General features: G+C 43.1%; 9 protein-coding genes, 1 tRNA gene and 1 pseudogene. 9 read left to right on the top strand and 2 right to left on the bottom strand.

The window, feature by feature from the left end:
* Positions 1-13: 13 nt before the first annotated feature.
* The 4 genes from JI65_RS11675 to clpX all read left to right on the top strand — a co-directional run bounded on the left by JI65_RS11675 (position 14) and on the right by clpX (position 3,507).
* Positions 14-85 (top strand) — tRNA-Gly (locus JI65_RS11675).
* Positions 86-168: 83 nt separating this feature from the next.
* Entirely contained in the window at positions 169-1,530 is a 1,362-nt protein-coding gene (gene tig, locus JI65_RS11670) for a trigger factor (RefSeq protein ID WP_191016775.1), read from the top strand.
* A 109-nt stretch (positions 1,531-1,639) separates the two neighbouring features.
* Positions 1,640-2,260, top strand: a complete 621-nt coding sequence (locus tag JI65_RS11665; protein ID WP_191016772.1) for an ATP-dependent Clp protease proteolytic subunit — start codon at positions 1,640-1,642, stop codon at positions 2,258-2,260.
* Positions 2,257-3,507, top strand: a complete 1,251-nt coding sequence (gene clpX / locus JI65_RS11660; protein WP_422822281.1) for an ATP-dependent Clp protease ATP-binding subunit ClpX — start codon at positions 2,257-2,259, stop codon at positions 3,505-3,507. Before JI65_RS11665 ends, clpX begins: the two co-directional genes overlap by 4 nt.
* 99 nt (positions 3,508-3,606) lie before the next feature.
* Here the strand turns inward: clpX and JI65_RS11655 are convergent, their stop codons facing one another.
* Positions 3,607-4,959 (bottom strand): aminopeptidase, encoded by a 1,353-nt coding sequence (locus JI65_RS11655; protein ID WP_191016770.1) that lies wholly within the window; start codon positions 4,957-4,959, stop codon positions 3,607-3,609.
* A 142-nt stretch (positions 4,960-5,101) separates the two neighbouring features.
* Between JI65_RS11655 and JI65_RS11650 the strand changes: the two genes are divergently transcribed.
* The 5 genes and pseudogenes from JI65_RS11650 (at position 5,102) to JI65_RS11630 (ending at position 11,381) form a co-directional block, all read left to right on the top strand.
* Positions 5,102-6,664, top strand: coding sequence for a polysaccharide biosynthesis protein (locus JI65_RS11650; RefSeq protein ID WP_191016767.1), 1,563 nt, complete (start codon positions 5,102-5,104; stop codon positions 6,662-6,664).
* A gap of 17 nt (positions 6,665-6,681) precedes the next feature.
* A pseudogene (locus JI65_RS11645) lies at positions 6,682-7,879 on the top strand (DegT/DnrJ/EryC1/StrS family aminotransferase).
* On the top strand, positions 7,869-10,073 hold the full coding sequence (locus JI65_RS11640) for a xanthine dehydrogenase family protein molybdopterin-binding subunit (protein ID WP_191016764.1): 2,205 nt from the start codon (positions 7,869-7,871) through the stop codon (positions 10,071-10,073). Before JI65_RS11645 ends, JI65_RS11640 begins: the two are co-directional and overlap by 11 nt.
* Positions 10,074-10,087: 14 nt before the next feature.
* Positions 10,088-10,585 carry a 2Fe-2S iron-sulfur cluster-binding protein gene (locus tag JI65_RS11635; protein WP_191016761.1) on the top strand — a complete coding sequence of 166 codons (498 nt, stop codon included), beginning with the start codon at positions 10,088-10,090 and terminating at the stop codon, positions 10,583-10,585.
* Positions 10,572-11,381, top strand: coding sequence for an FAD binding domain-containing protein (locus JI65_RS11630; protein ID WP_191016759.1), 810 nt, complete (start codon positions 10,572-10,574; stop codon positions 11,379-11,381). Before JI65_RS11635 ends, JI65_RS11630 begins: the two co-directional genes overlap by 14 nt.
* 10 nt (positions 11,382-11,391) lie before the next feature.
* Here JI65_RS11630 and queA read toward each other — a convergent pair whose 3' ends face one another.
* Positions 11,392-12,447 carry a tRNA preQ1(34) S-adenosylmethionine ribosyltransferase-isomerase QueA gene (queA, locus tag JI65_RS11625; protein WP_191016756.1) on the bottom strand — a complete coding sequence of 352 codons (1,056 nt, stop codon included), beginning with the start codon at positions 12,445-12,447 and terminating at the stop codon, positions 11,392-11,394.
* Between the last annotated feature and the right edge of the window lie 2 nt (positions 12,448-12,449).

The raw sequence follows: 12,449 nt of genomic DNA, 5'->3' as shown, positions 1-12,449 counted from the left end.
AAAAAATAATTTTGCGGAAATAGCGCAGAGGTAGCGCGTCACCTTGCCAAGGTGGATGTCGCGGGTTCGAATCCCGTTTTCCGCTTTAACTGAAGCGATTTAGATTTTCATCTGAATCGCTTTTTTTTTATAAATTTTTTATTTCATTTTGTTCAAGAGGATCCTATTGTGAAAACCACTAAAGAAATCGAAAAACTCGAAAAATCGGCAGTAAAATTGACAGTAACTGTTGCAAAAAAAGATGTAGCAGACAGCTATAATGAAACACTTGGTAAATATACAAAACAGGTTCAGATTCCGGGATTCCGCAAAGGTCACGTTCCTGCGGCTGTTCTTGAGCGCAAATATGGCGACCAGATTAAAATGGAAGCTGCTAGCGACCTTATCGATAAAACTTTGAATGAGATTTTCTCAGACGAAAAAGATACAGAAAACAGACCTCTTCCATATGCACAGCCAAAACTTGAGAAGATGCCTGAGTTTGATACAACAAAAGATTTTACTTACTCAGTAACTTATGATGTTTTCCCCAAAGTAGAGGTTAAGGACTTCTCTGGCATTGAAATTAAAGAACCACAGGTTACAGTTGGCGACGAGGAACTTCAGGAAGAGCTTAAAGGTCTTCAGGAGCGAAATGCCGTTGTTATCGACAAAAAAGATGAAGATGCTGTTGCAAAAGACGACATCGTTACAATCAATATCGTAGAGAAAGACGATGCTGGTAACGAAGTTGCTTCTACAAAACGCGACGGATTCGTATTCACTGTGGGAACAGCAGAAAATGTTTACAAGATTGATGACGACCTTGTTGGCATGAAGAAAGATGAGACAAAGGAAATCACAAAAACTTATGCCGCTGATGACAAAGACACTGAACTTGCTGGAAAAACAAAAAAATATAGCGTAAAAGTAACTAAAGTTCAGGTTCGAAATCTTCCTGCTTTGGACGATGAACTTGCACAGGACGTTAATGAGAAATTCAAGACTCTTGACGACTTGAAAAAAGATATTATGCGTCAGCTTGAGAATGCAAAAGAGCGCAAAATCAATGAGATGAAAGTAAACGATTTGCTTACTCAGCTCATCGAGAAAAACGCTTTCGAGATTCCTGAGAGTATGCTCAATGCAGAACTTGACGGTCGTTGGAGCATGATGGCTCGCCAGTTCCAGACAACTCCACAGGAACTTGACAGAATGGTAGCTGCTTCTGGGCAGACAAAAGAGGCAATGCTTGCAAACTGGACTGGAGATGCAGAAAAAATGCTCAAGAGCAGAATCATTGTTGATTCCCTTTTGAAAGAAAAGAACATCTCTGTTACTCCAGAGGAAATCGATGCTAAATATCAGGAAATTGCTGATCAGAATGCAATTACTGTTGATGAGGTTAAAAAGCACTACGAGGATGCTCGTGCAAAAGAGTACCTCATTGATGATACAAAAGAACAGAAACTTTACAAAGAGCTTTTTGCTCAGGTAAAAGTTTCAAAAGGCGATAAAGTAAAATTTGCCGATTTGTTCAAAAATAACTAAATTATAATCAGCAGTGATTCGGAATGCTCCCGTTAGATAATGGCTGCATTCCTTTTTTTTTATTGAAGTGCATTATAATTTTTGTAGCAGAATTGGAGGATTCTTTTTTATGAATGAGCAGATGAACAATTATTACATGCCTCATGTTATCGAAAGAAGTGGAAACGGAGAACGATTCTACGATATTTATTCACGTCTTTTAAAAGACCGAATTGTATTTGTTGATGGAGAAATATACGACTGGAATGCTGACCTTGTTGTTGCACAGATTCTTTTTTTGGAATCAGAAAATCCTGACAAGGATATCAGTGTGTACATCAACTCACCGGGCGGAAGCGTTACTGCTGGACTTGCGATTTACGATACGATGCAGTACGTAAAATGTGACGTTCAGACCATTTGTATGGGGCAGGCTGCTTCTATGGGCGCGATTCTCCTTGCTGGAGGCACTGTTGGAAAGCGTTACGCACTTCCATCTTCACGAGTTATGATTCATCAGCCGTTCGGCGGCGTTCAGGGACAGGAAAGTGATATTGCCCTTCAGGCAAAGGAAATCCTCCGTCTTAAAAAACTTTCGATTCAGTATTTAGCTGAAAAGACTAAAAAAGATTTTGACACTGTTGCCAAAGATATTGAGCGTGATTTTTACATGTCTGCTCAGGATGCTTTGGAATACGGTATTATCGATAAGATTATGTCTTCTCGTGGCAAAAACGCGGAGGAAAAATGATGGGATTCAGACGTGATACTAATTATTGTTCTTTCTGTGGAAAGCCTGCGGACAAAGATCGTTTTTTAGTAGCAGGCCCTTCGAATGGTCTTTTTATTTGTGACAAGTGCATTGCGGTTTGTCAGGGCATTGTTGAGCAGAACATGACTGACGTTGCCCCAATCGAAATGGATGAGGTGCCGACTCCAAAAGATTTTAAGGAGTATCTTGATCAGTATGTTATCGGTCAGGATTACGCTAAGAAGGCTTTGTCGGTAGCTGTTTACAACCATTACAAGCGCATGTCGAATATTTCCAAGAAGAGCGAGGTTAAAATCGAAAAATCTAACGTTCTTTTGATTGGTCCTACTGGAAGCGGAAAGACACTTCTTGCAAAAACACTCGCTGACAGGCTCAAGGTTCCTTTTGCTATTGCCGACGCAACGACTTTGACGGAAGCTGGATACGTTGGTGAGGACGTTGAGAACGTTCTTCTTAAATTGATTAATGCAGCTGACGGAAATATTGCTGCGGCTGAGCGCGGAATCATCTTTATTGATGAGATTGATAAAATTTCGCGCAAAGGCGAGAACACCAGCATTACACGAGATGTAAGCGGTGAGGGTGTTCAGCAGGCTCTCTTGAAGATTATCGAAGGAACGGTAGCTTCTGTTCCTCCGCAGGGCGGACGCAAACACCCGAATCAGGAAATGCTTCAGATTGACACGACGAACATTCTCTTTATTCTTGGAGGAGCTTTCGTTGGACTCGACAAGATTATCGAGCAGCGCATAAGCGATCATGCAATGGGCTTTGGCAGCAATGCAGGTCAGCTTTCGGAGCAGGAGAAAATGGATTTGCTGAATCAGGTTACTTCTGATGATTTGGTCAAATTCGGAATCATCCCTGAGCTTATTGGCCGTATGCCGATTCACGTGGCTTTGAAAGAGCTTACGAAAGAAGATTTGACAAGAATCCTTACCGAGCCTAAAAACGCGATTGTAAAGCAGTTCAAGGCTTCGTTCGAGATGGATGACTTGGAGATTGACTTTACGCCAGATGCTTTGTCTGAGATTGCCGACATTGCAATCAAGCAGAAAACTGGTGCGCGCGGTCTTCGTTCAATTGTTGAGAAAATGCTTATGGATTTGATGTATGAAGCTCCTAGCGTAAAGGGCAAGAAAAAACTTACCATTACAAAGGAGATTGTTTCGAACAAAGTCGTTCCTGCGGCCGAGACGCTTCTTATTACCCAGCAGACTGCATAAGTTTTTAGTAATGCAATAAAAATCAAAAATCCCTGCGAGCGGATTGAACTTTCCGTTCGCAGGGTATTTTTTTTTGATTCTAAAAGATTCTGAATCGTTTTATGCCAGTGTGAGGAATGCCTTGTAAGCGTTGAATGCCTGGGTCAAATCCTCGCGTGAAGTGATTTCCCAAGGTGCGTGCATGCTGAGGACTGAAACGCCTGCATCGAGCACGTTCATTCCGTATTTTGCGGCAAGGTAAGCGATTGTTCCGCCACCGCCCTGATCAACTTTTCCAAGCTCTGCGAGCTGGTATTTTACGTTATTGTTGTCGAGGAGATTTCTGAGGCGGGCGATAAACTCTGGGTTTGCGTCGCTCGCTCCGCTCTTTCCGCGTGAACCTGTGTATTTGTTGAATACGATTCCGCCGCCAAGGAAACTTGCGTTGTCGCGGTCAAAAAGGTCTGCATTCTGTGGATCGTAAGCTGCGTTTACGTCGCTTGAGAGCATGTCGCTGTTTGCGAGAGCTCGTCTTACGGTCAATTCTGAGTAGCCCTGCGGAAGTCTTGCGATAACTTCTGCCACGGCGTTCTCAAAGAAGTGGCTTTCCATACCTGTAGCACCTACAGAACCGATTTCTTCTTTGTCCACACAAATGCAGACGTTAGTGCGCTTTCCGCCGTTATTTTCGATGAGTGCACGTGCCGATGTGTATGCGCATGAGCGATCATCCTGGCCGTAAGCGAGTACGAGAGAGCGGTCAAGTCCCAAATCGCGTGCCTTTCCGGCTGGAACGATTTCGAGCTCGGCTGAACCGAAGTCTGCTTCTTCAAATCCGTATTTTTCTTTAATGAGCTTGAGAATTACAGATTTTGCTGTTTCTTTGTCAGAATCTTTTTTGTCAGCTTTGCCTTCTTCTTTTTTTGAAGGAATTTCGCTTCCGAGAATCAAATCCAAAGACTCGCCCGGAATAAATTCACTTGCAGTCTCTTTCATTTGCTTTTGTGCAAGGTGAGGGAGAATGTCGGAAATTACGAATACTGGGTCGTTTTCGCTTTCACCGATGTTGATGTTGATGGTTGTGCCGTCTTTTTTGCAGACTACGCCGTGAATTGCCAACGGGAGAGTAACCCACTGATATTTTTTGATTCCGCCGTAGTAGTGCGTGTTAAGGTAAACGAGGAAGTCTTTTTCGTAGAGAGGGTTCTGTTTTACGTCGAGACGAGGTGAGTCGATGTGCGCACCGAGAATGTTCATTCCGTTTGCGATGTCGTCACTTCCGATTACGAAAAGAGCGATTGCTTTGTTCATTTTCTGAACGTAAACTTTATCGCCGGCTTTAAGGCTTTCTGTTTTGTAAATATCTTTGAATCCTGATTTTTCGGCCCATGAGATGAGCTGTGCAACGCATTCGCGTTCTGTTTTTCCGTTGTCAAGAAATTTTTTGTAATCTTCAATAAGATTTTCTGACATTTTTTCCTCCGTAAAAAATTTATTTGTGAATTTTCAAATTTATTCTAGCATAAAAATAATTTTAAGACAGTCACAAAACTTTCTCTCCGATAGCGTTCACGAAACGTGCAAAGTGTGTTATTATGGTTATTCGGGTGGTTTTATGCTTCAAAAAAGTGAGTCTAATCTATATATAATTGGTGCTGGTTTTGCAGGGCAGATGATTGCTCAGGACATTCAGCGTAAAAAAGTTTTTGGCAATGTGGCGGCTTATCTTGATGACGATAAGAAGTTAATCGGTACGGAGATTGACGGAATTCCAGTCTTGGGGCCGATTTCCGGGGTGGCTCCTGTAATCCGTTGCGGGCCTTTGGACGAGGCTATTATTGCGATTCCTAGCGCGCCGACAGAAAAAATCCGAGAGATTTACGAGAATTTAAAAAAAGGCGGTTTTGCCCACATCCGAATCTTGCCGAGCGTAAGCCAGATTGTTAACGGAAAGGCTCATTTTGTTCAGACCCGCGAAATTGACCCTCTCGACATTCTTGGGCGAACTCCTATCATTATTCCTTTGCACGAGAGCTTGCAGTATCTTCGCGGAAAGCGAGTTATGATTACTGGCGCCGGCGGTTCAATCGGTTCGGAGCTTGCCCGACAGCTTTTGAGCGGAGGGGCTGAGCGACTTTATCTTTTTGGCCACGGCGAGAATTCTATCGTGCAGATTTACCGCGAGCTTATCGACTTGCAGAACGAAGGTGTTGGCGAGAAGGCGACCGTCGTTCCGATTATTGGCGACATGAAAGACCGCGAGTACATGCGTTACATAATCGAGCGGACTCATGTTGACGTGATTTTTCATTGCGCGGCGTATAAGCACGTTCCGATGATGGAAGAAAATCCTGTTGCGGTAATCGAAAACAATGTTTTTGGCACAAAATTTATTCTTGATGCGGCTCTTGAATTTGGGGTGAGCCGTTTCGTTCTTATTTCGACCGACAAGGCTGTTAGTCCGGTGAGCATTTACGGCGTGAGCAAAATGCTCTGCGAAAAGCTTGTCCTTCAGTACGCAAAAAAGGCAAAGCAGAATCAGAATTTTATGTTCGTTCGTTTTGGAAATGTTTTAGGTTCTCGTGGTTCAATTCTCCCGCTTTTTATGAATCAGATTAAGAATGGCGGGCCTGTTACGGTTACGACAAAAGAAATGGAGCGTTTTTTTATGACGATTCCAGAGGCTTGTTCTCTTGTTCTTGAGACGGGCGGTGTGGGAAAAAACGGAAAATCTTACCTTCTTGACATGGGCGAGCCGATAAAAATCATCGATATGGCTGAGCAGATTATAAAATTCTCTGGCTTGCAGCCTGGAAAGGACATTGAAATAAAAATTATCGGGGCAAGGGAAGGCGAGCGAGATTACGAGCCGCTTTGGCTTGACGAAGAGAATCCTCAGAAAACCGAGTACGAAAAACTTTTGATTCTAAAAAATCTTGAGATGGACGAAAGTGAACTTGAGTCTCTTTTGAATAAACTTGAGCCGATTTGCTTCCCAAGATTCAACTGTGATTCAAAAGAACTTGACTTGAGTCAAAAAAATCACTTTAGGAACAAAGAAGAGCTTATAGAAATTCTTAGAAAAGCGGTTCCTTCTTTGGACAATTTTTATAACATAACGAAAGATAAGTCGCAGGCAAAGCGAATCTCAACTTCCGCTGAAAAAATTACGCTGTAAACTTAGAGGTAAAAATTATGGCAGAAATCAAAGTTCCTTTTTTTAAGCCGACAATCGGTGATGAAGAAAAAAATGCAGTTCTTGAAGTTATGAATTCCGGCTGGCTTACCACCGGAAAAATCACTCTTGAGTTTGAAAAAGAATTTGCGGATTTTGTTGGCTCAAAACATGCCCTTGCCGTAAATTCAAATACCAGCGGAATGATTCTTGCGATGGAGGCATGCGGCGTAAAGGCTGGTAAAGCGGTAATTACGACTCCGTACACGTTCGTTTCTACGGCTGCGTGTGCCGTTCATCTTGGGGCGGACGTTTATTTTGCCGACATCGAAAAAGATTCTTATTCAATCTCTCCTGCAGAAATCGAAAAAATTCTTAAAAAAGATGCCGAGAACGGCCATAAAGTCGTGGCTATTGTTCCTGTTCACGTTGCTGGAAATTTGTGCGACATGAAAAAAATCAATGAGCTTGCAAAAAAATATTCAACGCCGGAGAACAAAATCCGAGTGATTGAGGATGCGGCTCATTCGTTTCCGAGCCGGACTAAAAACGGTTTTGCGGGAACTCTCGGCGATTGCGGAATTTTCTCGTTCTATGCAACAAAGACGATTACGACGGGCGAGGGCGGAATGGTCACGACGAACGACGATGCCCTTGCCAAACGGATGACTGTAATGCGGCTCCACGGAATGGACCGAACCACCTGGGACCGGTACACAAGCCCTCGTGCGAGCTGGGAGTATGACATTATTGAGCCTGGATTCAAATTCAATCTTCCTGATTTATTGAGTGCAGTTGGTCGTGAACAGCTTAAAAAGGCTGATGAATTTGACCGCAAGCGAAAAATATGGGTTCAAAAATACAACGAGGCTTTTAAGAATCTTGATTTTGTGAATCTTCCTCCTGACGGCGAGGGAAACTCATGGCATCTTTATCTTCTTAGAATCAAGCCAGACCTGCTTGATTGTGACCGAAACACGTTTGCGAGCGAATTGCAGCAGATGGGCATTGGAATTTCGATGCACTTTATTGCGTATTTTTAATTTTACATACTGGCAAAAAAAATATCCTGAATTCAGGGCAGAAAATTTTCCGAATGCGAACGAGCATAGCTCGAACACAATCACTTTGCCGCTTTGGCCGGACATGGGCGAAGAAAACGTTCAGTTCGTGATTGACGCGGTTAAAAAATTAGGCGAGAAACATCATGTACGCTAAAAAACTTCTGAGCGGAAGGGGTAAAAAACTTATTTTTGTTGATGATTTTTACACGGATATCGACTTGGAGAACATGCTTTATGCGTTCATTATAAGAAGCCCTTTTCCGTTCGGAAAATTTATTTCAGTTCAATTTCCTCAAAATGTAAAAATTCCCGATGACTGTGCGATTTTTACTTACAAGGATATTCCCGCAAAAAAAACAGTCTCGACTTTAGGGCTTGAAATTCCGCTTTTTTGTGACGGAACCATACGCTACAAAGGTGAGCCTCTTGGGATTCTTGTGGGGCGTGACAAAGAATTTTTGGAAGACATTCTTGATAAACTTGAAATAAAAATTGATTTTGAAGATTTGAATCAGAAAATCAATGAATTCAAAGTCAAAAACTTGAACCAGACTTTTTTGTTTGAAAAAAAATATTCTGATGATTTTGCTGGCTTTTCGGATTTTAAGATTGATTCTCAAAAAAAATCTTCTTTTGACGAAGAATCTTCTCGTGTGCTTGCAAAGCGGATTGTGCGTGTTGGAAGTGCCGAGGAAAATCCCGTTGAATTCAATGAGATTTTTACGAATTCCCCGCACGTCGTAAAAAATACTTGGTCAACTTGCATTCGTTCGGATGCAGTTTGTGAGCCTGACGGTGCGGTTTGTTACGAAAAAAACGGTTCGCTCCATGTTTTTGCGCCGAGCCAGTGGCTTACTCATCTTCGGACCGCGGTTTCGGAAGCTACTGGAATTGAACCTGAAAAAATTGTGGTTTCGCGAACGAAATTCTCTGTTCAAAATACGAACGCTCTCTGGCACAACGGAATCGTTTCAGCACAGACGGCGATTGCCTGCCTAAAAACGGGGTGCCCGGTAAAACTTGTTCTCTCGCGGAAAGAGCAGCAGGAATTTATTGAAAATACTGCGCGCGTGACAATAAAACATTCCACCGCGGTCTCGAACGAAGGCGAGATTCTTGCGATGAACATTTCGATTTCGCTTGATGCCGGATATTTTAATCCGTTTGCGCAGGAAATTATTGACAGGCTTGTAATTGCTTCCTGCGGAGTTTATCAGTGCAAAAATGTTCGGATTGTGGCAAGGGCATTTTCTTCTCAAAATCCTCCTGCTTCCGTGAATATTTCTTCTTTTGATGCGCCGGCCTTTTTTGCCATTGAAAATCAGATGCAGAAGATTGCAGAAATTGAAGAATTTGTTTCGCCGCTGGATTTGCGCCTAAAAAATCTTTTTGACGAGTCGGCTTCAAAGGAAGAGCGGTTCTTTCCGTTCAAATTTGAGTTGGGCCGCTCCAACATCGTGCTTTCGAAGGTTTGCGAGCTTAGTGATTTTTACCGCAAGTACGTTGCGCACCGAATCAACAAAAATCGTCTTCCGCTTCTTTCCGAAATCTCTCCGTTTGCGCCTCCGCTCCGTGGAATCGGTCTTTCCTGTGCGTTTGAGGGCGGCGGATTTTTTGGCACGGATTTTCTCGGCAAAAATGTTTCTCTCGAAACCACTTTGCGCGAGGACGGCAAGCTTGAAATTCATTCGCTTCCGCCTTCGGATACAATCTGGAACGTTTGGATAAAAACTATTCAGGAAGTTTTGGGCTTGGAAAGAAGTTCCATCGTTTTGAATTCCAATTTTCCGCTTGAAGACGCGCCCGAAGAGCCTGAGACGATTCGTGCGAATATCGGAATCTCGACGTATCTTTTGCGAAAATGTTGCGAGGCTATAAAACGTCATAAAAACGGCGAGCTTCCTTATACTGTTGAAAAAAGTATAAGTGCGGCAAAAATGCGTCAGTGGAACAAAAAGACTTTTTCCGGAACGCCGTTCAATAGCACTGCATTCGCGGCGATTACGGTTGAAATTGAAATTGACCCTTGCACTTACAAGACAAAAATTCTTGACATTTATGTCGTTGCCGATGCCGGAAAGATTTTGAACGTCATTCAGGCAAGTTCATCGTTAAAACTTGCGATTCAGCAGTGCCTTGCCAATCTGGTTGAGGGCGAGACTGTGCCGGCTGACAAAATAAAAGTTGCTCTGATTCAGTCTGATGATGAGCCTAAAATGGTCGCTCATCTTATTGAGTCGATTTTGCCGGCTGCATATTCATCCGCACTTTCCCAGGCTCTTGGAAAAACCGTGGAATCCATTCCGCTGAAAAACGATACGATTTATAATCTCTGTGCGACAATTTAAGGAGATTTCTGAGAATGAACATAGCTTTTACTTTGAACGGCACTGAAACCGTAGTTGATGCAAAACCTGACGAAAAATTAATCGACGTTCTTAGAAAAAATCATATTTATTCGGTAAAAAATGGCTGTGGCTGCGGTCGTTGCGGTTCTTGCACCGTTTTGTTGGACGGCAAACCTGTAAAAAGTTGTCTTATTCCTGTGGGAATCATTATGAATTCAAAAATTCAGACTCTGGAATCTTTTGAAAAAGAAGATATTTACAAAGACATTGTGAAGGGATTCAAGCAGGCTGGCGTGCAGCTTTGCGGTTATTGCAACAGTTCAAAATTCTTTTCGGTTTATGATTTTATAAAAAAGATTTCGCGTCCGACTCAGGAGCAACTTCAGGAATTTATTGATGATATTTTTGATGCCTGCAATTGCACCGAGCGCGAAACTCTGATGACAGGCGTTCTTTATGCGGCTGCCCTAAAATTGGAACGAGAGGGAAAAAAGAAAAATGCAGCAAAATAAAAAATTCTTTTACGCCAAAAATCTTTCGGAATTGCAGGAAATCTTAAAATCGCATGAAGACCTTTCGTTGCTTGGGGGGTGCACGGCGATAAAAACTCTAAAAGAAAACTCTTTGTGCCTGAGAAAAATTCCTGAGCTTCGCATAATCGAAAAGCGGGAGCGATATATTGAGCTTGGTCCTGCGGTGACTTTGGCCGAAATTGAGTCTTACGGTGCGAACAGACTCCCCCCGATGATTTTTGAGGCTGTAAAATCAATCGGAACAAAACTTATTCGCAATATGGCGACGATTGGCGGAAATATTTTGACGGAAGATTTTTATGGCACTTTGTACGCGCCTTTGCTGGCTCTTGATGCGCGTCTTGAATTTGCAAGGGGAATCGAAACCATTTATATTCCGCTTTCAAAATTCGAGAAGATTCCGAGAGATGCGATTCTTACAAAAATCAGGATTCCGATTGATGACTGGGACATTTCGTATTTTAGGAAAATTGGCTCACCATGTCTGCTTGATAAAGGCTCAGCTTCGTTCGCGTTTTTGGCTTCGAGCCTAAAAAATCAGGTGGCTAACATGCGAGTCGCGTTTGCAGGTCCGATTTGTTTTAGGGACAATGAACTTGAAAATATTCTGCAGGGGGCATTTTTGCCGCTTTCTGCTTCGAACATAAAGTACATGATGCACGAGGCTGAGGAACGTTTTGGCGAATTTGCCCGCGAGAATCGTGAGAAAGTTTCGCCGATGCTTGAACATCAATTCCTCAACCTCTTAAAGTATTCGCTAGAAAAGTTGAGCTAGCACACTCGCTCTATTTTATAAGCATTGCGTCGCCGTAGCTAAAAAAGTGATATTTTTGCTCGACGGCTTTTTTGTATGCCTCAAGGATATGCTCACGCCCCGCAAATGCACTTACGAGCATTATGAGCGTGCTTTCTGGCGTGTGAAAATTCGTGAACATCTGGTTGACGCATTTGAATTTGTAGCCAGGGTACATAAAAATGTGAGTCGCGCTTGAACCGCCCTTTACGAAGCCGTTTTCGTCGCTTGCGGATTCAAGAGTCCTTACGCTTGTGGTTCCAACCGCAAGAATCGGTCTCCCGTCCCGTTTTGCCTGATTTATTTTTTCCGCAACATCAAAAGGAATCGTGTAAACTTCCTCGTGCATTTTATGCTCTTCGATGTTTTCTGTCCGTACAGGAAGGAACGTTCCAAGACCAACGTGAAGGGTTACGAATGCCCGCTCGATTCCTTTTTCGTCAAGCTTTTTGAACATTTCGTCCGTAAAATGTAGCCCGGCGGTAGGGCAGGCCGAACTTCCTGTTTCTTTTGCGTAAATTGTCTGGTAGCGTTCGCTGTCCGTGTCGTCGTCCTCGCGCTTGATGTATGGCGGAAGAGGAATGTGCCCGTTTCGTCCGAACCAGTCGTCGTCAAGGCGTTCGGTAAACTCAATCGTTCGGAATTCCGAGCCTACGTCGTTCTCGTGTTCGACAATTGTTCCGATTGAGCCGTCAGTGAATCTGTATTTGTTTCCCGGTTTTACTTTTTTTGCGCCTTTTACCATTGTGTGCCAAAGGTTTCCGTCAGGAGTCATCTGGTTAAGGAACATGAATTCCTGCTCGCGTCCGCCTTGTCCCGGAACATCACTTTCGCGGATTCCGTAGCAACGTGAGCGACGGACTTTTGAGTTATTAAAAATCATCAGCGTGTCTGGTGAAATTAAGTCTGGCAGGTCTTCCATTTTTAGGTGCTGAACTTCGCCTGTCTCGCGGTTGAGCAGCATAAGTTTGTCTTGCCCTCGGATTCCTGCCGGTTTTTGAGCTATAAGCTCTTCTGGTAAATCAAAATAAAAATCTGATAGTTTCATTC

It is taken from the genome of Treponema zioleckii (assembly GCF_014737315.1).
GTDB classification, from domain to species: domain Bacteria; phylum Spirochaetota; class Spirochaetia; order Treponematales; family Treponemataceae; genus Treponema_D; species Treponema_D zioleckii.
This window is presented reverse-complemented; position numbering and strand designations above follow the sequence as displayed.

Bases quoted from the DNA above. Each gene is read 5' to 3' on its own strand.
- JI65_RS11665 (WP_191016772.1), top strand. From the start codon at position 1,640: ATGAATGAGCAGATGAACAATTATTACATGCCTCATGTTATCGAAAGA.
- clpX (WP_422822281.1), top strand. From the start codon at position 2,257: ATGATGGGATTCAGACGTGATACTAATTATTGTTCTTTCTGTGGAAAG.
- JI65_RS11655 (WP_191016770.1), bottom strand. From the start codon at position 4,959: ATGTCAGAAAATCTTATTGAAGATTACAAAAAATTTCTTGACAACGGA.
- JI65_RS11650 (WP_191016767.1), top strand. From the start codon at position 5,102: ATGCTTCAAAAAAGTGAGTCTAATCTATATATAATTGGTGCTGGTTTT.
- JI65_RS11640 (WP_191016764.1), top strand. From the start codon at position 7,869: ATGTACGCTAAAAAACTTCTGAGCGGAAGGGGTAAAAAACTTATTTTT.
- JI65_RS11635 (WP_191016761.1), top strand. From the start codon at position 10,088: ATGAACATAGCTTTTACTTTGAACGGCACTGAAACCGTAGTTGATGCA.
- JI65_RS11630 (WP_191016759.1), top strand. From the start codon at position 10,572: ATGCAGCAAAATAAAAAATTCTTTTACGCCAAAAATCTTTCGGAATTG.
- queA (WP_191016756.1), bottom strand. From the start codon at position 12,447: ATGAAACTATCAGATTTTTATTTTGATTTACCAGAAGAGCTTATAGCT.